This window comes from Prochlorococcus sp. G5PB11, from assembly GCF_059772425.1.
The window spans coordinates 348,257-372,838 of sequence record NZ_CM186287.1; the positions used below are offsets into that span (position 1 = coordinate 348,257).

The 24,582-nt window shown below is 31.4% G+C and carries 27 protein-coding genes; 15 read left to right on the forward strand and 12 right to left on the reverse strand.

Annotated elements, in window-relative coordinates; translation table 11 throughout:
• Window positions 1–9: 9 nt before the first annotated feature.
• The gene (ftsH, locus tag AC6EI0_RS01825; RefSeq protein WP_498522808.1) at window positions 10–1,737 is read right to left on the reverse strand and encodes an ATP-dependent zinc metalloprotease FtsH; all 1,728 of its coding nucleotides are present in this window, start codon (window positions 1,735–1,737) and stop codon (window positions 10–12) included.
• 171 nt (window positions 1,738–1,908) lie between these two features.
• Here ftsH and rpmF point away from each other — a divergent pair, with 171 nt between their 5' ends.
• Window positions 1,909–2,088 carry a 50S ribosomal protein L32 gene (gene rpmF, locus AC6EI0_RS01830; protein ID WP_498522809.1) on the forward strand — a complete coding sequence of 60 codons (180 nt, stop codon included), beginning with the start codon at window positions 1,909–1,911 and terminating at the stop codon, window positions 2,086–2,088.
• A gap of 5 nt (window positions 2,089–2,093) precedes the next feature.
• Here rpmF and AC6EI0_RS01835 read toward each other — a convergent pair whose 3' ends face one another.
• Window positions 2,094–2,423 carry a DUF565 domain-containing protein gene (locus tag AC6EI0_RS01835; RefSeq protein WP_498522810.1) on the reverse strand — a complete coding sequence of 110 codons (330 nt, stop codon included), beginning with the start codon at window positions 2,421–2,423 and terminating at the stop codon, window positions 2,094–2,096.
• The gene (locus AC6EI0_RS01840; protein ID WP_498522811.1) at window positions 2,410–3,171 is read right to left on the reverse strand and encodes an HAD-IA family hydrolase; all 762 of its coding nucleotides are present in this window, start codon (window positions 3,169–3,171) and stop codon (window positions 2,410–2,412) included. The genes AC6EI0_RS01835 and AC6EI0_RS01840 overlap by 14 nt, the downstream gene beginning before the upstream one ends.
• Before the next feature lie 61 nt (window positions 3,172–3,232).
• On the opposite strand from AC6EI0_RS01840, the gene recJ reads away from it, so the two are divergent.
• Complete coding sequence (gene recJ / locus AC6EI0_RS01845) at window positions 3,233–5,122, forward strand: single-stranded-DNA-specific exonuclease RecJ (protein WP_498522812.1); 1,890 nt, start codon at window positions 3,233–3,235, stop codon at window positions 5,120–5,122.
• Window positions 5,123–5,126: 4 nt separating this feature from the next.
• Here recJ and psb30 read toward each other — a convergent pair whose 3' ends face one another.
• Window positions 5,127–5,210 carry a photosystem II reaction center protein Ycf12/Psb30 gene (gene psb30 / locus AC6EI0_RS01850; RefSeq protein ID WP_071813363.1) on the reverse strand — a complete coding sequence of 28 codons (84 nt, stop codon included), beginning with the start codon at window positions 5,208–5,210 and terminating at the stop codon, window positions 5,127–5,129.
• Window positions 5,211–5,517: 307 nt separating this feature from the next.
• Between psb30 and AC6EI0_RS01855 the strand changes: the two genes are divergently transcribed.
• From AC6EI0_RS01855 to fmt, 9 genes are all read left to right on the forward strand, one after another.
• Entirely contained in the window at window positions 5,518–5,859 is a 342-nt protein-coding gene (locus AC6EI0_RS01855; protein WP_498522813.1) for a TMEM165/GDT1 family protein, read from the forward strand.
• Window positions 5,860–5,876: 17 nt separating this feature from the next.
• Window positions 5,877–6,170, forward strand: coding sequence for a TMEM165/GDT1 family protein (locus AC6EI0_RS01860; RefSeq protein WP_498522814.1), 294 nt, complete (start codon window positions 5,877–5,879; stop codon window positions 6,168–6,170).
• An 80-nt stretch (window positions 6,171–6,250) separates the two neighbouring features.
• Window positions 6,251–8,548 (forward strand): RNB domain-containing ribonuclease, encoded by a 2,298-nt coding sequence (locus tag AC6EI0_RS01865; RefSeq protein WP_498522815.1) that lies wholly within the window; start codon window positions 6,251–6,253, stop codon window positions 8,546–8,548.
• A 5-nt stretch (window positions 8,549–8,553) separates the two neighbouring features.
• On the forward strand, window positions 8,554–9,162 hold the full coding sequence (locus AC6EI0_RS01870; RefSeq protein ID WP_498522816.1) for a flavin prenyltransferase UbiX: 609 nt from the start codon (window positions 8,554–8,556) through the stop codon (window positions 9,160–9,162).
• Window positions 9,159–9,701: a hypothetical protein gene (locus tag AC6EI0_RS01875; protein WP_498522817.1), complete on the forward strand. Its 543-nt coding sequence runs from the start codon at window positions 9,159–9,161 to the stop codon at window positions 9,699–9,701. Before AC6EI0_RS01870 ends, AC6EI0_RS01875 begins: the two co-directional genes overlap by 4 nt.
• Before the next feature lie 70 nt (window positions 9,702–9,771).
• Window positions 9,772–10,251: a DUF2996 domain-containing protein gene (locus AC6EI0_RS01880; RefSeq protein ID WP_498522818.1), complete on the forward strand. Its 480-nt coding sequence runs from the start codon at window positions 9,772–9,774 to the stop codon at window positions 10,249–10,251.
• A 167-nt stretch (window positions 10,252–10,418) separates the two neighbouring features.
• The gene (locus AC6EI0_RS01885; protein WP_498523486.1) at window positions 10,419–11,828 is read left to right on the forward strand and encodes a TldD/PmbA family protein; all 1,410 of its coding nucleotides are present in this window, start codon (window positions 10,419–10,421) and stop codon (window positions 11,826–11,828) included.
• Between the two features lies 1 nt (window position 11,829).
• The gene (locus tag AC6EI0_RS01890; protein WP_498522819.1) at window positions 11,830–13,218 is read left to right on the forward strand and encodes a TldD/PmbA family protein; all 1,389 of its coding nucleotides are present in this window, start codon (window positions 11,830–11,832) and stop codon (window positions 13,216–13,218) included.
• Window positions 13,215–14,225 carry a methionyl-tRNA formyltransferase gene (gene fmt, locus AC6EI0_RS01895; RefSeq protein ID WP_498522820.1) on the forward strand — a complete coding sequence of 337 codons (1,011 nt, stop codon included), beginning with the start codon at window positions 13,215–13,217 and terminating at the stop codon, window positions 14,223–14,225. Before AC6EI0_RS01890 ends, fmt begins: the two co-directional genes overlap by 4 nt.
• On the opposite strand, the gene AC6EI0_RS01900 is transcribed toward fmt, so the two are convergent.
• Window positions 14,222–14,944, reverse strand: coding sequence for a TerC family protein (locus tag AC6EI0_RS01900; protein WP_498522821.1), 723 nt, complete (start codon window positions 14,942–14,944; stop codon window positions 14,222–14,224). The two genes, fmt and AC6EI0_RS01900, sit on opposite strands and share 4 nt — an antisense overlap.
• Before the next feature lie 86 nt (window positions 14,945–15,030).
• Between AC6EI0_RS01900 and AC6EI0_RS01905 the strand changes: the two genes are divergently transcribed.
• From AC6EI0_RS01905 to AC6EI0_RS01915, 3 genes are all read left to right on the forward strand, one after another.
• Window positions 15,031–15,699, forward strand: coding sequence for a hypothetical protein (locus tag AC6EI0_RS01905; protein ID WP_498522822.1), 669 nt, complete (start codon window positions 15,031–15,033; stop codon window positions 15,697–15,699).
• Between the two features lie 62 nt (window positions 15,700–15,761).
• On the forward strand, window positions 15,762–19,265 hold the full coding sequence (gene mfd / locus AC6EI0_RS01910; protein ID WP_498522823.1) for a transcription-repair coupling factor: 3,504 nt from the start codon (window positions 15,762–15,764) through the stop codon (window positions 19,263–19,265).
• A gap of 113 nt (window positions 19,266–19,378) precedes the next feature.
• Window positions 19,379–19,546 carry a hypothetical protein gene (locus AC6EI0_RS01915; protein WP_498522824.1) on the forward strand — a complete coding sequence of 56 codons (168 nt, stop codon included), beginning with the start codon at window positions 19,379–19,381 and terminating at the stop codon, window positions 19,544–19,546.
• Window positions 19,547–19,553: 7 nt separating this feature from the next.
• Here AC6EI0_RS01915 and AC6EI0_RS01920 read toward each other — a convergent pair whose 3' ends face one another.
• From AC6EI0_RS01920 to AC6EI0_RS01935, 4 genes are all read right to left on the reverse strand, one after another.
• Entirely contained in the window at window positions 19,554–19,862 is a 309-nt protein-coding gene (locus AC6EI0_RS01920) for a TlpA family protein disulfide reductase (RefSeq protein WP_498520940.1), read from the reverse strand.
• A 52-nt stretch (window positions 19,863–19,914) separates the two neighbouring features.
• The gene (locus tag AC6EI0_RS01925) at window positions 19,915–20,565 is read right to left on the reverse strand and encodes an SAM-dependent methyltransferase (RefSeq protein WP_498522825.1); all 651 of its coding nucleotides are present in this window, start codon (window positions 20,563–20,565) and stop codon (window positions 19,915–19,917) included.
• A 196-nt stretch (window positions 20,566–20,761) separates the two neighbouring features.
• On the reverse strand, window positions 20,762–21,370 hold the full coding sequence (locus tag AC6EI0_RS01930) for a DUF4335 domain-containing protein (RefSeq protein WP_498522826.1): 609 nt from the start codon (window positions 21,368–21,370) through the stop codon (window positions 20,762–20,764).
• 9 nt (window positions 21,371–21,379) lie between these two features.
• Window positions 21,380–21,967 carry a DUF3038 domain-containing protein gene (locus tag AC6EI0_RS01935; RefSeq protein WP_498522827.1) on the reverse strand — a complete coding sequence of 196 codons (588 nt, stop codon included), beginning with the start codon at window positions 21,965–21,967 and terminating at the stop codon, window positions 21,380–21,382.
• Window positions 21,968–22,048: 81 nt separating this feature from the next.
• Between AC6EI0_RS01935 and AC6EI0_RS01940 the strand changes: the two genes are divergently transcribed.
• Window positions 22,049–22,567 (forward strand): adenine phosphoribosyltransferase, encoded by a 519-nt coding sequence (locus AC6EI0_RS01940; RefSeq protein ID WP_498522828.1) that lies wholly within the window; start codon window positions 22,049–22,051, stop codon window positions 22,565–22,567.
• Here the strand turns inward: AC6EI0_RS01940 and AC6EI0_RS01945 are convergent.
• The 3 genes from AC6EI0_RS01945 to AC6EI0_RS01955 are packed head-to-tail and all read right to left on the reverse strand — an operon-like array spanning window position 22,564 to window position 24,581.
• Window positions 22,564–22,773 (reverse strand): DUF2949 domain-containing protein, encoded by a 210-nt coding sequence (locus tag AC6EI0_RS01945; RefSeq protein WP_498522829.1) that lies wholly within the window; start codon window positions 22,771–22,773, stop codon window positions 22,564–22,566. The two genes, AC6EI0_RS01940 and AC6EI0_RS01945, sit on opposite strands and share 4 nt — an antisense overlap.
• Window positions 22,774–22,787: 14 nt before the next feature.
• Window positions 22,788–23,900 carry an FAD-dependent monooxygenase gene (locus AC6EI0_RS01950; protein ID WP_498522830.1) on the reverse strand — a complete coding sequence of 371 codons (1,113 nt, stop codon included), beginning with the start codon at window positions 23,898–23,900 and terminating at the stop codon, window positions 22,788–22,790.
• 33 nt (window positions 23,901–23,933) lie between these two features.
• The gene (locus AC6EI0_RS01955) at window positions 23,934–24,581 is read right to left on the reverse strand and encodes a DUF8619 family protein (protein WP_498522831.1); all 648 of its coding nucleotides are present in this window, start codon (window positions 24,579–24,581) and stop codon (window positions 23,934–23,936) included.
• Between the last annotated feature and the right edge of the window lies 1 nt (window position 24,582).

The window sequence follows — 24,582 nt, forward strand, 5'->3', positions numbered from 1 at the left end:
TCTAATTGGTTATTTTGCAGAAAGATAGGAGTTAAGTGAGTTAATAATATATTCAGATTCAAGTGTTTCATTTTCTATTAGTTCATCAACTAGTGTATCCATTAAAGTAACTTTATCTGATAACAGATTAATAGCATGATTTAGAGCTTTTTTGGATATTGATATTATTTGCCTGTCAATAGCTTTACTTGTATGTTGAGAATATTCTTTTATATTTTTCATAATATCTTTTCCTAGAAATATTGAATCTTTTTCAGCATCATAAGCAATTGGACCAAGGTCTGAGAAACCAAATCTTGTAACCATTTGATTAGCCCAATAGTAAACATTCTCTAGATCCCTTTGAGAACCTTGCGTAACTTCTTTGGATCCAAAAACAACAATTTCGGCAGCTCTCGATCCGAGTAAAATTACAATCTTGTTATAAATGTAACGTCGTGTTAGGAGTCCACTATCAATAGTCTCCTCATCGGGCGTGAAATAAGTCAGTCCATACATATCACCAAGAGACTTGAATAATGATATTTTTTCTAATTTATCCTGAGATGGAATTAATAAAGCTACTAATGTTTTACCAATAATTTGATATGCAATCTGTCTTTTCTTCGCACTATTTGAAAGTGGTTTTGCTAATAAGCCGAAACGAGCTTTTTCAAGAGCTTGATCTATATCAATAGAACTTATTTTTAATTTATTGTTTCTGGCGGCATATATTGCTGCCTCATTTAAAAGATTTTGTAGGTCAGCTCCTGAAAAACCTGGAGTCCTAGTTGCCCATTCCATGAGATTAACAGAATCACATAGAGGTTTTGTTCTTGCATGGACAGACAAGATTTTATGCCTTGCTTTCCTATCAGGTAGTGAAATGTCGATACGTCGGTCAAATCTTCCAGGCCTTGTTAGGGCTTGATCAAGAATATCAGGCCTATTTGTCGCTGCAATGACAATAACACCATTATTAGTTTTGAAACCATCCAACTCTGTTAGTAATTGGTTAAGTGTTTGTTCTCTTTCATCATTCCCCCCTCCTATCCCAGCTCCTCTCTGACGACCAATTGAGTCAATTTCATCAATGAAAATTATGCATGGTGATTTTGATTTTGCACTTTTAAAAAGATCTCTGACTCTTCCAGCTCCAACACCAACAAACATTTCAACAAATTCTGATGCAGAAATGGAGAAGAATGGAACATTTGCTTCTCCTGCTATTGCACGAGCTAATAAAGTTTTACCATTTCCGGGCGGACCAACTAACAAGACTCCTTTGGGAGCTTTTGCGCCAAGTTCAATGAGCTTATCTGGATTTTTTAAAAATGTTACTATTTCTTTTAACTCATCAGATTCTTCATTTAACCCAGCTACATCATCAAATGTGATATTTCTAATATCATCTTCTTTAACCTGAGAGGATCGGCGAGAAAAACTCTGCATGTTATTTAACAACTTGGATGATCTTTTAATTAGAAATGAAAGCGATAAAATAAATATAAATGTTAGACCAAGGCCAGTAATGAAACTAGCTAAACGCTGTTCTGACCTAATATCTTTTACCGTAAGTGGAACACTATACTCCTCAGATAGTCGGAGAATTTTCTGATCATTGTAAAATATTGGAATTACTCTCTTCTCTGAATTTCTAAATTCAACTATAACCTCTCTTCTATTTGGGATTAGAAGAATAGATACTATCTCACCACTTTCAATATCCTTTAATAATTTACTATAACTATTATTCATTTGATTATTAAATTTATAGATTCAAAAGTATTTATATATAACTATAGTCAAATTCTAAACTATCCAGAGCTTTTAAAGAAAAAAAGAGTAGTCGATGGTTTTTGTTTAAAGGTATTTTGTTAAATTGGTGCTTGACGTTATAAGATATTGAATTGTTAATGTTGAGTTGAAATGGCGGTACCTAAGAAAAAAACCTCTAAAGGAAAGAGAAACCAAAGACATGCAACCTGGAAAGGCAAAGCTGCTGTGGCTGCAGAAAAGGCTTTATCTATAGGAAAATCAGTTCTTACTGGTAGAGCACAAGGCTTTGTTTATCCTATGGATGAGTCATCAGAGGAGGAATCTGATTGATTTAATTACGAACCAAGTTTAAAAGCTTCAAGAAGAAGGGCATAGGTTGAGCCAATTCTGAAATTATTAATTGAGATTATAATTACTGATAATTTACTATATTTTGACAATAGTGATGATCTTATAAATAACTCCATAAGTATTAATATTAGAATAGCAAGCAATATTGTATTAACAGATTTATCTAATAAATAAGAAAGTATACTGTTAGTAAAATAATAACCAAAGAGTAAAGATAGAAGAAGAACACTTCTCTTACTCCAAGAATCAGATATTAGAGGATTAATAAATGTAAAAATAAAATTAATCAGTTTTCTAAATTTAGTTTTCTGCATTTTTATTAATAATAGCGGTCAAATATTCATAATCTACATTATTACTAATTAATGGTTCTCCGTAAATTAATTTAGAAGGATTTTTTATATTTCCAAGGCTATTAACACAAGCATTAGCTTTATTAGATATGTTCTGTATAGAGCTTGTCCAAGGTGGCAGTGTCAATAGACAACTAAGATTTGCTGCCTTGGCAGCCTGAACACCAATTTTAGAATCTTCAATTACTAGGCTATTTACCTTAGATTTCTTGCTTAATCGAACTGCTAAATTATATGCATCTGGAAAGGGTTTGTGTTTACTTACATCTTCATAAGTAATTATTCCGGAAAAAAATTTTAATTGCGAACTCAACGAAGACTCTAAAAAAGGTTCCAAAGATTGTCTACCGCTGGTCGTAACAATGAATTGCCCTACATTAAAGTTGGCCAATTCATTAATTAGTCTTATTACGCCTTCTCTTACTTTAATCTCTCCCGATCTAATTAATTTCTCGTAATGTATGCGCTTTCTTGATTGAATTTTTGAACATTGGCTATCAGTCAGGTTGCTGTGTATTTTGTTTCGATAGTGGATTATTCTGTTTAAACCTCCTGATATTCTTAGAAGTTTCAAATATTCTTTTTCGTTCCAGTTCCAATCCAACTCATAATCTTTAAAGGCTAAATTAAATGCAACTCTATGCCCACACAACTCAGTATCGGCTATTGTTCCATCTACATCCCAAAAGACAGCTTTTAATTCTTTCATGTTATTTTTGCATAATTCAAATATAATTCTTACTAACAAAGAATCAAACTAGGTTAAGCTTTTGAAAACTGACCATAATCAAGTTAAAACATGGATATTACCAAAACCAGTAAAAGAAACAGAAAAAGATAATTGCTCTTTAAACTACATTTTGCAGAAAGTATTAATTAGACGAGGTTTTGATTTAAATAAGGAACTGGATGACTACATAACACCTAAAGAACTTCCTAATCCAGAAGTTCACTTCAATGAATTAAAAAAAGCAACAGAGAGAATAATTGATGCATGTTCTAGAAACGATAAAATCGCTATATGTGGAGACTATGATGCTGATGGTATGACAAGTACTGTCCTGTTAGTTGAATTATTATCTCTACATGGCGCAAAGGTAATCCCATATATACCTTCAAGACAGGAAGAAGGTTATGGCTTAAATGTGAATATGATCTCTGATATTAATAGTAAACAAATAAAATTGATTATTACAGTTGACAACGGAATTTCAGCCTTTGATGCAATTAAAAAGTCAAAAGAATTTGGTATAGATTTAATTATTACAGATCATCATAGAATTCCTGATCAAAAGTTAGATATTCACTCATTAATTCACCCAGAAAATACTCCTAATGGCTCTCCCTATAAATATCTTGCTGGTGTTGGGATTGCATACCTATTAGGTAAAAACATATGTAATAAGCTAAATTCTGATATCAATAACACAACCGCAAATGTTCTTTTTAGTATTGGAACTGTTGCTGATATGGCTCCCCTCAAAGGAGCCAATAGAAAATGGCTTAAAGAGTTTTTGCCCAAAATATCTAGCACAAATAATAAAGCAGTCAAATCTATTATAAAAAAACTATCAATTAATAAAAACGAAATAACATCAGAAGATATAGGTTATAAGATTGCTCCATTAATTAATTCCGTTGGTAGAATAAGTGATCCAAAGATAATAATAGATCTTCTTACAAATAAATCTAAAGAATCAATAGATAGAATTGCTAATAAGTGTTTTGATATTAATAAAGAAAGAAAAAGACTTACTGACCTAATAGAAGAAGAGGCGCTTGAAATTGCAAAGACTCAATATTTCAATGGTACCAAGTTTCTTGTAATCACTAAAAGAGAATGGCACCCAGGTATTATTGGAATCGTTGCTGCTCGAATTGTTGATAAGTTTAATTTACCTACTGCAATACTCGCGTTAGCAAGTGATGGAAAATATAGAGGATCTATAAGATCTAATTCCCGATTAAAAGTTAATCTAGCTTTAAAAGAATGTAGTGATCTTCTAATAGCTCATGGTGGACATTCTGATGCCGCAGGATTTTCAATAAAAGAAGAAAATATAGTTAAATTGATGGCAAGGCTCGACAATATAGCTAAAAATGAATTTAAAAATATAGATTTAAATAAGACTATAAAGCCAGACGCTTACATACGTTTTGTTGATATAAACCATGATTTTTATAGACAATTATTACTGATGTCCCCCTTTGGAATTAGGAATCCTGCCCCAATTTTTTGGACAAGGAAATGTAAAATCACAAATATCTCCCTACTTAATGGTGGACATCTAAAGATGACTTTAAATGATGGTACTAGCTCAATTACTGCAATAAAATGGAATCAAACTACTAAACTAAAAAAAAATGATTTAATTGATATTGCTTTTTATATTGAGTTAAACAAATGGAAACAAACTAACAATCTACAATTAAATATTATTGATATAAAAACTTATACTAATGTTATAGATTTAAAAATACATAAAAGAATTTATAAATGTCAATTAGACGATAATAGCGAAGTCTTAGTAACTAATACCAAAGGCGAATGCATCAGTTCAGACTTTTCTATGAACTCTAAGAATATTAATAAAAATCAATTAGCGTTTGCTAAAAAGATTCTTGCTTTTGCTGAAATTGCACTTGGCAAAGCTTCCTAGTGCTTTATACACCTCTTCTGTAGAAGATCAATGCGATGATGGCTGGTCCTGCAAGAAATACTGCTACAAGAGGCAAGAGGTTTCCCATGATGATTTTAAAACTGAAAATATTTTACTAAACAATCAGACTTTACTTCACAATAATTAAAAAATATTGATCTTAACTCATATCAGGTTGTATTTTTCTGATATTGAGAATCTTCCCCGACTACAATAAGCACAGGCACTAAGAACATTGATAGTGATTTTTTCATAAATTTAGTAAAGTAATCTATGACCCTGAAAAAAAACATTAATCATAGTTAGATTATTAATAGCTTGATCATTTTCAGTATCTATCTAATATAGAATTAATGATACGCATTAAAAAAAATAACATCACTTAATTGGAAGTAATGGGTAATTCAAATTCTCAACTCGAAAAGGCAGACACAAATGATTCAACTTCCTTTTTAAGTATATTAATAACCACATTTAGTACAATATTTCTGGCTGAGTTAGCAGATAAAACACAACTTGCCACATTAATGTTATCTGCTCAGTCTGGCAGACCATTAATAATTTTCATAGGTGCAGCACTTGCACTTATCACAACAAGTCTTCTTGGAGTTCTTATCGGTAGATGGATCGCAAATAAGCTTCCCAGGCAAAGGTTTACGGTTCTTTCAGGGGTAATTATGTTAAGTTTGGGTATATACCTGGTAACACAAGGTTTTATTGACTTTATGCAAAAATAGTATTTGTTCAAAATTTTATGATTCTAACGCTTCTTTTTACAACTTTTGTTACTGTATTTTTAGCTGAGATGGGTGACAAAACACAATTAACAACAATAACTTTAAGTAGTACGACCAATAAGCCATTAGCAGTATTTATAGGATCCTCATTAGCCCTCATATTGGCTACTCTTTTAGGAGCCTTGGCAGGAGGCTCTATTGCAAACCTTGTTCCTGCATTCATACTCAAACTGCTATCTGGAATAGTATTCTTAATTATAGGTATTAAGCTTTTAGCAAAAAGCAAAAATGAGTTTACTTGTGATAGCTAGTAAACCAATTCTTTTCAATAAGCAAGTCTTTTACTTTAAAGACTTAAATAAAATTAAATTTATTAATTAGCCATCCTATTATGACATCAGTTTTACAAATATTAGAAAGTCTTGATAGAGAAGGTGGATTAGAAGTATCTAAGTTAGAAAAGTCATTAAAGCTTACCAAGAAACTTGATAGAGATAAATTACACATAGCAATCAAGGCTCTTTCAAAGTTAGGTATAGTCCAATTTATTAGTGATGATAAACTAACGGTTAATAGTGATATTGGCTTGATAAAAGGGAGAGTCCGCTGTAGCAGTAAGGGCTATTGTTTTGTTGTTAGAGAAGATCAAGGTGAAGATATCTACATCAGAGAAGCTAACTTGAATAATGCCTGGCATGGTGATTCTGTTATTGTATCAATTACAAAACCAGGTGTAAAAAGAAGAGCACCTGAAGGTTCTATTCAATGTATATTAAATAGATATAATGATACTTTGCTTGCAAAGATAGAATTAGATAAATCTACTGGGGACTTAAGGGCATTCCCTTTAGACGATAGGATTCCAGTTATTATTGAGTTAGAAAATGAAAAAGAAAAAAGGGAGCCAAGTAAAGATTATATTTATGAAATAAATATAATTAAATATCCAATTGCTCAATTTAATGCAAAAGGATCAATAATTAGAGAATTACCTATAAATGCCGGTGTAGAAGGTGACATAGAATTATTACTTTCAAAAAACAACATATCTAGAAAAATAAGTCCACCAAAAGTTGCTCCCAAGAAAATTCCCATAAAAGGAAGAGAAGACCTAACTACTCAACCTTCATTATTATTTGAAAGTTGGGAATCTGAGAACTCTCCATCATTACCAGCTATATTTGCGCAGCCAAATGAAGGGGGTAATAGAATTTGGATTCATTCTCCTACAGTTTCTGAAAGGATTAATTTAGGTGGAAAACTAGATCAATTTCTTAAAGAAAAAGGGGAAATTATTTGCTTAGGAAATAATTGGCTTGATTTTCTAAATGAGTCTTTAAGATCAGCCTCAAAATTCAAACTTAATGAGGTAAATGAAGCCATCTCGTTAATGGTTGATATTAATAGTGATGGGCATGTAATTGATTGGAAATTTAGCAAGAGTATTATTAAGCCAATAAAAATTATTACTACAACACACCTAAAAACTATTGTTAATAGAAAAGCGACATCAAAGTCAATTCCAATTGCACTTAAAAACATTAAAGACAATCTAGAGGTTATCTATACAATTTTACACACATCAAAACAAATTAATTCAAATAACAAATCATCCATCAAATTAGACGAAAATATTCCTAATTTAGAAAGACTAAATGAATTACATAAAGCATTTCCTGGAAGAGACTTTCACGGATGGTCTAGAACATATAATTGCACTGACCCTCAATCAATTATTGATATATATATTAGGCTCTCTAACAATATTTTGGCCAAGCATCTATTAGGATATAAATTACCATTTATTTATAAAGAGCATGAGGAAATTGATGCATCCGCTATTAATGAACTAACTAAATCTGCAATAGCTTTAGATAATAATATTAATGTTAATATTGATGGTTCAGTTACAACATCAGAATTAATTAAATCCTTCGAAACTAGTTCTGAGAAAAAGATCCTTCATAAACTTCTTAAACATATAATTCCAGGAATTCATTTAAAACTTTTCAAACCTAATTCTCATATAGAAACAAGTGATTTAGATTCTGAGATAACAACAATTAATATTGAATCACCCTGGTGCTGCCCGACCTTAAATTATTGGAATATATTTAATCAATTTATATTAACTACACTTTTAAATGATGGTAAAAATAAAGCATCAAGTAGAAGTAAGGATATCATTGAGTTAGGGAAAAAAGATAGTTGGAAAGATTTAAATTGGGATGTCTTTTCATCTAAAATTAATGAAAATATTAATAATTATTCTGATTTACGTTTAATTCATAATTTAAATGAAACCAGAAAAAAATCTAAAACATTTAGAAATAATCTTATTTCAATTGCCCAAGGTAGAGAAGCCCAAAGAATTATCGGTAATGATGTAGAAGCTATAATAACCGGAGTACAAAGTTATGGTTTTTTTGCTGAAATAGAAGATTTAACAGCAGAAGGTTTAGTTCACGTTAGTACTCTTGGTGATGATTGGTATGAATATAGATCTAGACAAAACCTTTTAATAGGAAGGAAGAGTAAAAAGACATATCAACTTGGCCAAAAAGTAAATATTAGGGTTTTAAAAGTAGATATACTAAAAAATCAAATTGACTTAGAGCTTGTTAAGGCCAAAGATATCGAGTCAATTAATAAAAATGAAATCAGTGTTGATTCTGACTCTCAAAATTAAAATTAATGAATAGTATTGTAATTGCAATCACAGGAGCTTCTGCTATGCAAATAGGGGAACGCTCAATTCAATTATTGTTAGAAAATAATCGCTCTGTAGATTTAATACTCAGTAAAGGCGCATATGAAGTTGCTAAAAGTGAACGTAATATTAATATCCCAGTTGAACCAAAAGCTCAATCTGATTATTGGAGGAATCTATTTAGAGTTAAATCAGGAAAGTTGAGATGTCATAGATGGAATGATCATTCAGCCTCAATTGCAAGCGGAAGCCACAAAACAAAGGGGATGGTAATCGTTCCATGTTCAATGGGCACATTGGGTAGAATTGCTTCTGGTTTTTCTTTAGATTTAATTGAGAGATGTGCCGATGTTCATTTAAAGGAAAACAGACCTTTAATTATTTCTCCAAGAGAATCTCCATTAAGTTTGATTCATATTGAAAACATAAAACGTTTAGCTACTGCAGGTGCATTAATTGTGCCACCAATTCCAGCATGGTATACAAATCCACAAACTATTGATGATTTAATAGATTTTATTGTGGTTAGATTGTTTGATTCCCTTGGTGAGGACTTAAATTATATAAAAAGATGGAATGGTCCAAATAAATGAAATTAAAATTATTAACTAAAACTATACCATTTATATCAACCTTAGTATTAATATTTTTTTTATATAATAGTAATCAGAAAGAAACCACTAAATTAAGAATATTTATTTGGAATACTCCGTCATACTCATTAGGAACATATCTTGCAGCCTCGACAGGAATTGGATTTATATTATCATATTTATTAACAACTAGTCTAGCGAATATAGATAAATCTTTTAAGAATAAATCATTAGGGTATAAGTATAAAAATTATACTGATGATAGAAGGCAATATAATGATTCATATTTCAAAGAATCTGATGAAAAAACCTTAATTGAAAGAGATATGAATGATCCGTCACCTACCGTTAATGCACAATTTAGAGTGATTGGTAAAATAGAAAGATATAATACTGCTGATAAAGATAATCGAGCTAAATATGATACTGGTAATGACTATGAAGAATCAAACTTTGATCGGGATGAGAAAAGTGAATCTTTTAATCAAGATACGAATAACTTGTCTGACTGGAATGATAATTCATTTTCAAGCTGGTAGCTAAAACACAAATATTTTTAAACAATAATAACTCAACAATCAACTTAAGATTTTTGCTAATATAATCTTTATGGAAAACAAGGAACAAGTCAAAAAAATTGAATCCATAAAACAAGTAACTAATGCGGCATCTGCATCAGCATCGAATGTAGAAGCTTCATCAATTCCGAAAAAACCAGTTAAACCTCCTAAGCTTGAGGATAAACCCTTTGATGAGTTTATAAATAATCATTTAATTCCTGGTTTAAAGTCATCTATTGAAAATAAAGGTGTTTCAGTAATTGATATAAAACTAATACAAGGTAGTCGACCAGTCGTTGGAGGTAATTGTTGGATGGTTTTTTGTGAAATATCGGAACAAAGAAGATTCTGGCTTTGTTTTAATAAAGAAATATTAACTTCAGATAAGACTATATTATTATCAGAATCAAATTCAGATCCAAGCGTTGTTGAATCCTTTCTGATTGATGAAAAGAAGACTACTTTACCATTATTAATTTCTAGAGTACTTCAAAGATTAAATGGTCAAAAATGGATTGGAGCGAACTGATACTTTGCTTGTTAATATCATTTACTCTTAATTTATTTTATAGCTTCGATCAATAAATAAAAAAAAATATTTCTAAGTAATCTTCAAATACACAGTTAAGCCAATCAAATGCCATAATAAGAAAAAAAAAATTGACTAACTCATTACTAACTAAGCAAGATGCAAATTTGTTATTTCATACATTTGACGCAACATTAAAACCACAAATAGAAGATTTATTATCTCTAGGAAAATCAGCCGGAGCTGACCTGGTAGAAGTATTTCTTGAAAAATCAGACAATCTTTCGCTCCTAGCCGAACAAGATGAGATTTCTAATGTAAGCCCATCATTCGGAATTGGAGCTGGTATTAGGGTCTTTCTAGGAAAAAAAGATGGTTTTGTGAGTACTAATGACTTATCCAAAGCTGGGCTTCTCTTTGCTTTAAATCAAGCTTTAGGGATGCTAGGCCTAGTCTCTGGATCAATTACTAAACGTAGTTTTGATGGTTTATCAGATTTTAAGGATTTTGGTGCAAAAAAGAATGATTGGTTAACTCATTCACCTGGGCTAAAGGAATCAACACACAAACTTTTGGATGCTACTAAATTACTTTCTTATAAAAATAAAAATCTACAGGTAAGAAGAGCTAGTTATTCAAGAAATTGGCAAGAAGTTCTCGTTGCTGCCTCTGATGGTGTTTTTGCAAGGGATATTCGCCTTCATCAAACCGTTGGTATGAACGTAATTGCACAACAAGATAAAAATAGATCGACTTCTGCAAGAAGGTATGGAAGCTCTGGTAACCCTAATGATCTAAGAAACTGGAATATCGATCAAAGTGCCTGTGAACTAAACGAGAGTGCTCAGAAAATGCTCTATGCTGGATATGTTGAAGCAGGTCAAATGCCTGTTGTTCTTGCAAATAAATTTGGCGGTGTCATATTCCATGAAGCCTGTGGTCATCTTCTTGAAACGACTCAGCTTGAGAGAGGTACATCACCTTTTCATGACTCAATAAACAAACCTATTGCTCACGAGGCAGTAAGTGCTGTAGACGAAGGACTTTCAAATCATGCGTTTGGTTCAATATCTATGGATGATGAAGGCATGGAACCTCAAAATACATTATTAATTGAAAATGGAATATTAAAACAATTCCTTTCTGATAGAGCTGGTTCTCTAAGGACTGGACATCCTAGAACTGGTAGTGGCCGGAGACAAAATTTTTCGTTTGCTGCTGCAAGTCGTATGAGAAATACTTACATTAAAGAAGGCAATTATTCTCCTGAAGAACTAATTAATAGTGTTGATAATGGACTTTACTGTAAGTCTATGGGTGGAGGTAGTGTTGGTCCAACTGGTCAATTCAACTTCTCAGTTGAGGAAGGTTATTTAATAAAGGATGGAAAGCTTGACCAACCTGTTAAGGGCGCCACTTTAATTGGTGAGGCAAAAGAGATACTTCCAAGAATTTCAATGTGTGCTAATGATCTTGATCTTGCAGCAGGTTTTTGTGGATCTGTAAGCGGAAGTGTCAACGTCACTGTGGGCCAACCTCATATAAAAGTTGATTCAATAACAGTGGGAGGGCGCTAAAATGGCTGAATCCTTTACTAATCAACAAAGATCTGAATTAGACCCACAACTACTAAATAATATTTTAAAAGAATATATTCAACACTCAGTAATAGAAAAATGGGATTTGGGAGCATCATTGAGTAAAGATATTTCTGTGCAAGTTCAGCAAGGTAATGCAAAACAACTAAAAGGCTCTCAACGAAACTCAATGACATTGAGAGTATGGAATAAAAATAATCAGGTTGGCATTACAAGCACTTCTGACTTGACGAGTGAAGGCATAAAAAAAGCCATGAAAGTTGCCATTGAAGCTAGCCTTTTCGGTAACGAAAAAGAATCTCCAGAATTCTCTCCATTAGCAAAAACAGAATTAAATGAAATTGAACAAAAAGTATTTAAGTCTCATTCAATTGACCACTTACTTAATATCCTTAAAAATGCAGAAAAACAATTAATCGATACTCATAAATCAATAAATTCAGTTCCATATAACGGATTAAATGAAACTTATATGGAAAGAATATATATTAATAGTGAGGGTGCTAGTAGGCATATGAAATTAACACAATCTTCTATATATTTATATGCAAAGGCCGAGGAGGAAAACAAAAAGCCAAGAAGTGCGGGTGGTATTAGAATTAATTCTAATTTAGAAGAACTTGATATAGATTCTTGTATTGCTGAGACATCAGAAAAGTTAATTAGTCATTTGAAATATAAACCTATAGTGACAAATAAGTATTTAATTTGTTTCACTCCTGATGCCTTTCTTCAATTAATCAGTGCTTTTAGTTCAATGTTTAATGCAAGATCAATTATTGATGGACTTAGTTTAATGGGTGAAGATTCAATAGGTAATAAAATTTCAGTTTCTAATTTAAATATAAGCGACGAGGGTCTTCATCCTGAAAATGTAGGAGCATTCAGCTTTGATGGCGAAGGAACTCCCACACAAAACATTAACTTAGTAACTGATGGTGTACTAACTAATTTACTTCATTCAGAAGCAACAGCAAGAAAATTTGGTGTTAAACCCACAGGTCATGCCGGATTAGGAGCTAAGGTATCGGTTTCTCCAGATTGGTTAGTTGTAAGCAAAACTCAATATTCACTTGATAAAGATGAAAGTCTAAGTGTTAAAAAGACACTCAAAGAATATGTATTAATTGATGAACTATCGGCGATACATTCTGGAGTAAAAGCTAGTCAGGGTTCATTCTCTTTACCTTTTGATGGTTGGATTGTTAATGATGGTAAGAAGACATCCATTGAAGCTGCGACCATAGCAGGTGATATCTTAAAAGTTCTAAAGAGCATTGTAAAAATTGAAAATGAACAGATTGTTACCCATCAAGGGATCAGCCCCCATGTTTGGGTTGAAAACATGTCAATAACCGGCGAAGCGTGAAGATAGTTTTTTGGGGAACACCTAAATATGCTGCCGAAAATTTAATAAATATAGTAAATGCTGGATACGAAGTAATTGCTGTAGTTACACAACCAGATAGAAAGCGTGGACGCGGAAAAAAATTAATACCTTCTCCAGTCAAGCAAACAGCTATAGATTTAGGTATACGTGTCCTGTCAACACCATCCATAAAAAAAGATCAAAATATAAGTGAGATACTCATAGGTTTGAAAGCAGATATTTATATTGTTGTAGCTTTTGGTCAGATTCTTCCAAAAGAAATTTTAGATATTCCTAAACTTGGTTGTTGGAATAGTCACGCCTCCTTATTACCTTTGTGGAGAGGCGCAGCTCCAATTCAGTGGAGTATTCTAAATGATGATAAAAAGACAGGTATATGTATTATGTTAATGGAAGAGGGGTTAGACACAGGTCCGATTGTTGAACAACAGGCCACGGTTATAAATGATTTAGATAATCTTGAAATACTTACTAATAAACTATCCGAAATTTCATCACAGTTATTAGTAAAATTTCTAAGAAGGCTAACTCTATTAAATTGTTTAAACAAATCATCAATTCTAAAAGAACTAAACGCTATTGATCAATCTAAATTAAATTTAAATCCTACTTATGCAAGACAAATTGAAAAAGAAGATTACTTAATTGATTGGAATCAAAAAGCTAGAACAATCATAAAGAAAATAAATGGATTATATCCTAACGCCTACACACTTCACAATGGTAAAAGAATTAAAATATTAAAAGCAAAGAATGTTTTTCATAATGATAAAGAATTCGATTCTAACAATACAGATAATGAACCAATAGAAAATAATATACCAGGAGAAATTATTATGATTAACAAGCAAAATGGACTAAAGATAATGTCTAATGATTATGCAATCCAAGTAACTTATGCTCAACTGGAGGGGAAGAGGGCTACTGATAGCTATACTTTAACAATTCAGGCTGATCTAAGAGTTAAAAATATATTAGGTAACTAAACATTATCGATTTTAATTTCTTTATTTGAAAAACCCCAAAGAAATAGACATAACATCACTAAAAAGAATAAATATTCAGGTATGACTAATTTGTATAAAATCAATTGAATAATTAACTTTAATCCAATAATGCCAACTGCAATATAACCAGCTTTTTCTAAATTAATATATATCTCTAGCCACTTTATGAACAATCCAGAAGTAAACCGTAGTGCTATAACTCCAATAATTGCTCCAGTGATAACCAAAAGAAATTGATCGCTTATTGCTACGGCGGCTGTAATACTGTCTATTGAAAATGCCAAATCTGTTGCAGCCAATAGAAGTATAACCCTAAATAATGAACTTATAGATTTGGGATTATTATCTATTTCATTACTAATTGAGTTTTTATTATTTATAGTAATAAATTTCGAAAATGATAGTGATATTAAATATATACCACCTATTAACTTAACTGGCCAAAAATTTAAAAAGAATTGTGCAGTTAGGATTACAATTATTCTTAATAATAAAGCAATAAAGATACCGATATTCAATGCTTTTTTTTGAAGTTCAATATTATTTAAATTCTTAGTTATGGAGGCTAGAGCTACTGCATTATCAGCAGAAAGGACAAGCTCTAATGAAATTATAATTGGCAAAAGGGGTGCTAATTCAACCCATCTATCAATACCATCAAGTAAGGGAGTTAATGATCTAAGAGATGCTGAATCCATTAAATTACAAAAAAAGAGCTATTAGCACTGTCTGTTTGGTATATGTTAACTCTAATGTTTCTAATTAGTGCTATTTCAATAAGGTCATGAGAATTGAATCGAAACTATGTCACGTAACTGAGAATAAAGCCATTGTTAAAGTTTCTGGTTGGGTAAGTGACCAAAATATAGGAAGTGCACTTGCTGAGGGCTTAACAGTAGAGGATGCAGAGGACAAAGCAATCTCTAGGTTATACAAGAGGTTAAATACAAAGACAACTAATGAGCAAGGATTAAAGAGTATTAATGAAGATATAATTAGCACTCCATTGAGAGTAGAATTACCTAATAGTAAAAAAATTGAAAAAACTAATATCTCTCAAGAACCAAGTGATTGGAGTGATGAACTAACAGCTATAGATGCAGAAATTGTACGCCTAAAATGGTCTAGAGATGATGAAATTAATTTTCTAGAGAAAACCTTTGGTTATAACAACCGGAGCAAAATAACTAATTATAATGATATTGTAAAGTATCTCAATCTGTTAAATAAGTTAGATAAACCCACTCATTCTCAATTTGTTTCAGAAAATATTAATACTTTAATAAAAGAATCTGACAATATACTTAGAGACTTGTCCTGGGATCATATACAGGGAAGAGAATATTTACTAAGGGAATTTAATGTTTCAACTAGAAAAGAACTAAATGAAGAACAATTATTATCATTTGTCGAAAAGCTAAAATCAATTAGAAATCAATCTCAAAATCATTAGCCCTTCTCAACCCGACAGATAAAATGTTAAAGTGATCTTGAAGAGATATGTAAAAAGAAATAGTGTCTTTAGAGTCAATTACTAGTTTTTTAGAAAATCATCAATTAACAAATGAGTTAATTGAACGAACAAATAGAAAAGATAGATTAATATTAACCTGTGCCTCGAGAACAGCAAAAGCATTAATAACTAGTTCTATTGCTAAAAAAGATGCACAAGTATTATTAGTAATTGTACCAACTTTAGAAGACGCAACTAGATGGTACCCATTAGTCAAAGATTGTGGATGGACTAAAACATGCTTATATCCCACAAGTGAAGCTTCCCCATATGATTCTATACAAGTAACATCAGAGATAATATGGGGTCAATTACAAGTTATTAGCGACATATTTGAATTAAAAGAACATGAGAATATCGCAATAATTGCTACAGAAAGATCGTTACAACCACATCTTCCTACATATGAATATCTTAAATCTATGTGCATTAAATTAAAAATAGGTGATGAAATAAATCTAAGTAATTTATCTACTAGGCTAAGTGAGTCTGGATATATTAAGACTAATAATATTGATCAAGAAGGAACTTGGGCAAGACGTGGAGATATAATTGATATATATCCAGTGAGTAGTGAATTACCAATTAGATTGGAGTTGTTTGGTGACCAATTAGATAAGATTAAAGAATTTGATCCAATATCACAAAGATCATTAGATAAAATTGATAATATTTGTATTACTCCAAGAGGTTTTGAACCACTAATTATTAATAAACTTATTTCAATAAATGATAATGACATATCAACACTTTTTCATGATGATGAGTACTATGAGTTAGTAAATTCAAAAAAATTACTTTCTGCAAGAAAATATCTAGGTGTAGCATTTGAGAATCCATCATCGTTACTAGATTACTTAGACGAAAATGCATTTATTATTGTTGAGGAAAGGCTTCAATGTTTATCTCATGGAAATGCCTGGATAAAAATAGTTGAAGATAGTTATAACGAAGAAGTTAATTCTTTAGGGGGTATAAAATCAATAAATAATATATTTAAACCTAACCTTCATAATGATCCTATTCAAATTTTTGAATCTCTGAATAATTATAAAGGAATTGATTTAACAGACTTAGAAGATATTAACACTAAAAATAATATATTTAATATTTCAAGTAAAACCCATCAATGGTTACCAAATCAATATGGAAAAATAAGTTTATCATTACATGATTTCATCAAAAATAAATATTCAATTTGGATAATTTCAGCACAGCCAAGCCGTGCAGTTTCTCTTCTAGAGGAACATGAATGTATCTCAAAATTTATATCTAATAATAATGATATCAATGGTATTAATGACATTTTAAAAGACAACATACCTGTAGCAATTAAAAATAATAATGAAGGCGAAATAGAGGGATTTTATCTCCCAGCTTGGAAAATCGCTTTATTAACCGACAAGGAATTTTTTGGTCAGAATAATTTTTCAAGTACAGGATATGTACGTAGAAGGACGCAATCTCAAAGTAAAAAAATCGATCCGAATAAGATGAAGCCTGGAGATTATGTCGTTCATAGAAACCATGGTATAGGCTTATTTCAAAAAATACAGAAGTTAAGCATTAATGGTGAGTCTAGAGATTACTTGGTAATTAAATATATGGATGGGAAATTAAGTGTAGCAGCAGATCAACTTGGAAGTTTAGGTAGATATAGAAATTCAAATTCAAAGACTCCTACTATCAGTAAACTAGGTGGTGCAAATTGGAATAAAATCAAGGAAAAAGCAAAGAGGTCAGTTAAAAAAGTTGCTCTTGATTTAATTAAGTTATATGCAGAAAGAAGTAAAGAAAAAGGGTTCAAGTTTCCTGTTGATGGTCCTTGGCAAAGTGAATTAGAGGATTCATTCCCATACGCGTTAACACCAGATCAGGCAAAAGCAACTGCACAAGTAAAAGCTGACATGGAAGCTGAAAAGCCAATGGATAGATTAGTCTGTGGAGATGTTGGATTTGGTAAGACAGAGGTAGCAATAAGAGCAATATTTAAAGCTATTACTTCAGGTAAACAAATAGCTTTACTGGCACCTACAACAGTATTATCTCAACAACATTGGAGAACTATATCTGATCGATTTGCACCTTATCCAATAAGAGTTTCACTATTAAATAGATTTAAAACTATTAGTGAAAGAAAGCAAATAATAAATGGATTAAAAACTGGACAAATTGATGCTGTTGTTGGGACACATCAGCTCTTAAATAAAAAATTAGTTTATAAGGACCTAGGTCTTCTAGTTATCGATGAAGAACAAAGATTCGGTGTTAATCATAAGGAAAAAATCAAAGAGTTAAAAAAAAGCGTTGATGTATTAACTCTATCGGCAACGCCAATACCTCGAACTCTTTATATGAGTCTTTCTGGCGTACGTGAAATGAGTTTAATTACAACACCACCACCATTACGGAGACCAATTAAAACTCATTTGGCACCACTCGATAATGAGATAATTAGAAGCGCAATTTCACAAGAGATTGATAGAGGTGGTCAGATATTTTATATAGTTCCTCGAATAAAAGGTATAGATGATGTAGCAGAAAAATTAAAAATAATGATTCCAAATGTGAAATTATTGATAGCTCACGGTCAAATGGAAGAAGGAGCATTAGAGAATTCAATGCTGGCTTTTAATGCCGGAGAGGCTGATATTTTGCTTTGTACAACAATTGTTGAAAGTGGATTGGATATTCCTAGAGTTAATACTATTTTGATTGAGGATTCACATAAATTTGGCTTATCACAACTTTATCAATTAAGAGGAAGAGTTGGCCGCAGTGGTATCCAAGCACACGCATGGTTGTTTTACCCAAGCAACGAAAAATTAAATGAAACGTCAAGACAACGCTTAAAGGCCATAAAAGAATTTAGTGATTTAGGAAGCGGTTATCAATTAGCAATGAGGGATATGGAAATAAGAGGCGTTGGAAATATTTTAGGTATTGAGCAAAGCGGGCAAATGGAAACAATAGGTTTCGATTTGTATATGGAATTATTGCAGGAAACAATCGCTGAAATTCAAGGACAAGATATACCTAAAGTTGACGATACACAAATTGATTTACCTGTTACGGCTTTTATCCCTGGTGATTGGATAACAGATCCAGACGAAAAAATAAACGCTTATAGGATAGCTACAAAATGTGAAAACAATGAAGCCTTACTTCAATTTGCTAGCAACTTGATTGATAGATATGGTGTATTACCAAAGGCTGTTGAATCATTAATTGAAGTTATGAAGTTAAAAATAATCGCTAAAAAATGTGGTTTTTCGAGAATTAAGTTGTCTAAACCAAATCTTGAGCTTGAAACAATGATGGATGAGCCAGCTTTTAAGGTGCTTAGGAATGGATTAGCTAGTCATCTTCACGGAAGATTTATCTATAAAAAAGGTGATAGGTGCTCTACTGTGACTATAAGAGGTCTTGGTATATTGGATAGCGACAAACTTCTAGACCAATTGATTGAATGGCTAAAATTAATGGACTCCCAAATAAATAGTTAATAAATTCTTTAATCAATTCTAAATTATTAGGCATGTCAATCTTTCAATTGGTTGATAAAAACGCTTTCAAATGAAAATATTGCTATAGTCACCCAGATTTGAGTATTTTTACCTTGGGTGAAGTAATAGATATTAGTACTAACCAGTACGGACTAAGTATTTTAAGTGGGATGATTAGTCTCATCGCTATTGGTGTATATACGCTTTTAACTGTAGACACAGGGAACGATGATGATGATTCCGACTCAGGAAGTGGTGGATTAATGCAACCAGTTAATTAGCGAAAATTCATTTAGATATCAGGTTTGAAAGTTTTTCTCTAAAGTCACCTTTAGGAATACCACCCTTTAGCTCACCAATTATTTCGAATTCCCCCTCAGGATCATTAACTAGCAAATAAGTTGGCCATCCCATACCTTCTTTTGTTGGATATTGTTTTAATAATATTGGCCTATATTTTCTATAAACCACTGTATCTTGAAGTTTTACGCTAATAAATTCAATTCCTAATTCATTTGCAACTTTAGAATCGAAGAAACTCATCCTGTGACAAGTGCCGCAATCTTCGGAACTAAATTTAATTAGAGAAAAGGACATAACAAAATTTATTGTGATCTAATACTAAATATACATATTAATAACAACTAGTTCAGTTATTAGTCTTATTGTTTCTTGCAATAATGGAAAAGAAAGGGTCACCTTCTGCTGAATAAAACCCAAACAGCTTTTCTTCATGGGTTTCTTCATTATATATTTTATCGATTCTCCAACCGTTATCAGTAAGAACACTCTTTATGTATTCAATTCTATTTTCCTCAGAAGAATATGTCCATATATTTGGAGCTTTTGACCAGAAAGCACGATTGGTGAATGATATTATCAATAATGAATCAGATTTAATTATCCTTGAGAGTTCTAATGAAACTTTTTCAGGATATTGAAGATATTGCCAACCCGCAACAATTAATCCAGCATCAATTGATGAATCTTCGATTGGCATGTTTTGTGATTTATTTAAATTTTGTACCCAGAACTTATCAAGTCGGTTATTTGAACGCAATTCATCTTCATTCATTCCATGACCAATAACTTTTTTATATCTCATTTTTAATGGTAAATGACTAACCCAACTACTCATTAAATCTAAAATAATGTGATGACTTAGAAGATATTCTGAGTAAATGGTTGTAAGTCTAGTTCTGAATGAGTTGCTAAGGTGATGAACATATCTAGGCTTTTGATAAAAGATCTGATCGTCACTATTATCAATTTTCTCTCTATCATTAAAGGAAAGCTTCATTAGTCTAAATATTTTTTTTATATTAGCTAACTTTTATTCTTTCGGTGAATATTAATACGCTAATGAATATCTATAAAATAAGAATTGATAAAAATATCTAGTTAATAATTCATAAATACAAGAAATTCAATATATTTAGTCTTTAAGTAACGTAAAAATAATATATAGGGATAATTAGAAATAAACTGTTAATGTCTTACTCATTTTGCTTGGATAAGGATTGACCGGTTTTAGTTGTTTCTATTATCTCATACTTATCATTTGTTGGGACAAATAGTAGTATGGAACAAGAAAATAAAAATATAATGATTGAGAATAGAATGCTGATATTTGTATTAGCATTAGATAAGTTATTAACAATATATTTTTTGCTAAAGGGCAATTCCTGATTAATATCCCATTGAATACTAAATCTAGAATCAAATCTTAAAAGATCTAAGCATCTTGTTAGGTCAGATAATTCAGCGTCATCTAAAACAATCTCTAAAGGATTCACTCCTTCTTTTGTACTTTTAAGTAGTAATTTATGACTCATACCGAATGGAGACATTGTGATAATTTTTTTGTTAGATACAAATGTTTTTCTAATACCAGAGATATAGGATCTTGAGTATAGAAATATTACTTGCATTAAGTTTTCAAGATGTTCCTTCTCTCCCTCAAGTAAAGGTGATCCAATGATTTTCAATGACCATGAAGATAAAATTCCTATTGTATTTTCCGAGTCACCATTTGATACATCGGGCATCCCCGATATTTTAAGGGATGACGAGTTTTGATCAAATCTATAAGATAAATTAATCATTTATAAATTCTAAGATTGTTGATACAAAGAGGCTTTCAAACGGTTAGCTCCTCCTCTTCCACAGGACAAGGAGAGTATGACTAATAACTCTCGGAAAAGGTCATTTTTATCTTCACTTAGCAATGATGAAATATAACTACGTTTTACATTCATCCTTTCACGAATGAGTGACTTAAGACGTGAATTAAATAAAGACCAACGCTCTTGATTAAGTGTCATTGGCTCTTTTGAAGAAAGTAATTGCCTAATAAGGGGGTAGAGATTTTCTGCCATAGAAGAAATAAGTTCAACAAGGGAATCAATTTGATCAGAAGATAGAGATGAAAATGTATATGTATTCCTTAGAGGATTGGTACATCTCATTTTCCAAAATTGAACTCTATTCGAGAAATCATCTGACAAGCCAATATTTTTGGCCTTTAGTAAAAGGGAATCAGTTGCATTGATTTGAAGTGTCTCAATAACCAAAATCAAAAAATCAATTTTTCTTGATGCATCGCTTGCGAGTACGCAATTAAAGAAAGGGTCACCGATAGTTTTAACTTTATGCTTTGAGCCATTATTGACGAGCGTAGAATTTAAATTGGATTTCTTCATACTTTAAATAATGACAGGAGATTGTTGATTGGCTAGCTTTGTTGTTAGTTTTAAAAAATCGCACACCAATAATTTCTAACAATGGACAAATTGAAAGAATATATAAATGAAATAAAAGATTTTCCAAAAGATGGAATAGTCTTCAAAGATATAAACCCCATATATAAAAATCCAAAGATATGGGATGAACTAATGCTGCCTTTACAAAAGCTCATATCTTCTATTAGACCTGATTTTATAGCCGGCATAGAATCTAGAGGATTTATTTCAGCATCTGCTTTAGCTTTTACAGAAAAGGTTGGATTTATTCCTATAAGAAAAGCTAATAAGCTACCAGGTAAGGTAGTGAGTTCTAATTATCAGCTTGAGTATGGTGAAGATAGATTAGAAATCCAGATGAATTCATTTGAAAAAGATAGTAGAATTATTGTAATTGATGATTTACTTGCGACAGGAGGAACTGCAAATGCAGCAGGTAAATTGATAAGGAAAGCAGGAGGTGATTTGATTGGATATGCCTTTCTTGTTGAACTTAGTGAACTTAGAGGTAGGTGTAATTTAGACTCTAATTTGCAAATTGAAAGTATAATTAGGTATTAATTATTGTTTAACCACAAAAGTATCATCTTAAGTTGAGATATTGTGATTAAACCATAACTCCACATAACAATAGGCAGTGGGGCATTATTTATAGAAGATCTTTTTAGTCCTAGTTCCAATGCACTCTTACTTATACCAAGTTTATCAATTATAAAGTTGCAAAGCTCCTCAGAAGCTGGATAAATCTCATTATTAATATTAATCATTTTATGTATTTAAATTATAATCCATTTGTCATTAAGTTAAGTACTTGCTTTCTGATTAAACTCGATTTTCTTAAAAGCAAGAAAATTAATTTCCTTGCGATAAAAAAGATATTAACATTACTTCTCGAATATCTTACTAAGCTATCTGTCAAAATAGAAATTACGAATACATCAAGAAACCTAGAAATTGAGTAAAAAAATGGAATAATAGCAAAATTAGTTTTAAAAAAAGGTATCGACACGATATCTGAGAGGCACTTAACATCTCTCCAACATAGATTTAATCCTTGGCCACCTACAGGATGAACTTTATGAGCAGATTCACCGACATAAATATATTTACCTGAGAAAAATGAGTAGTTAAAAACAAAATTTATGGGAAAATAGCTTGGCTCGTCAATTATTGTGTCTGGCTCAATACCATAAGGAAGAATTGTAGATAAATAATCTAAAAATAATGATTTAGATAAACTCTTATTAAGTGTACCTTTTGCTTTTGATTGACTACATATGATTTGAAATAAGTCCCCTCCAAGAGGTAAAACAGCAAATGGGCCTTCAGAGTTTAATATTTCGAATGCTTCATTAGACTTAGCCCCTCTTAATAAAACCCTAGCAGTAATACAAATTTGATCATAATTAAGATTAAAGGATGGGGTTTTTAACTTTTTTTTAATAGCTGAATTTGATCCATCTGCTGCAACAATTAAATCGTAATTATTAGTATTAGGTATTACCGATGTAGGAATTTTATTAATATTATCTATCTTTGATATAAATTCTAATATCGATAACATCAGATTTTTGTGTTCTGCAATCCAACCTACAGCTGAATATTTTTGATTATATGTATCTAAATCATTTACTAGAAATTGGACCTTTTTATTTAATTCATAATCAATAACATTTAGATATTGAAAAGGGACTAGATGAGATTGCAAATGACTCCATATTCCAAGACTTAATAGTATTTTTCTAGAGGAATGTGTTATTGCGTATGTTCTATCTCTATTTACAAGTTCATCATCAGACAATCTTTCATAAAGATCAACTCTACAGCCAGCATTTGCTAATGATATTGCTGCTAGTGATCCAGTTAATCCGGAACCTACAATTGCTATATTCATAATTTATATTATATCAGTAATTACAATCTAAAATTAGTTAAAAATTCTCATATTAACAAATTCCTCAAATGCAGGTCTTAGAAGAAATGGATAAGTACCAACCCATAAATTAATTTCTGGACACCAGGCATCGCTTATTGCTTGAATCCTATCGAAATCTTTTCTATTACTAAAAACTACGCAATTAATTCTCATTCCTTTAGTAAGTATATTGAACTTATTTTGAAATGGAAAACTTATATTTCCTATAAATCCATCTTCATCCTCTATATCCAAAACAACCCATTTTCTTTTTTTCTTTAACACCTCTAACCTACCATCTTTATTTGCTTGTTCTTGTTCAATTTCGACCCTATCTTCTACATAAACATCAGATATGTAACCATCAACTAATGCTGAGAATGAGAAACTTTTAAACTTAGAATTTTTTCTACTGGCTTCAAGTATTGGTCCCCACAATATGTACAAAAGAAAAACAACACCTAGTACCAACCATAAAGAGTAAAACTGACTAGTTACTTGACTTTGGCTAATGAGCAAAGTAATTACACCTCCAATGGCGGAAATCATAATCCTTTGAAAAATTTTCTGGGGATTACCCAAGGCTGAATTAAATTGCTTCCCTGTTGCTACAGAGGGGATCAATTTATTTATTTCATTTGGCTTAATTGGAAATAACATT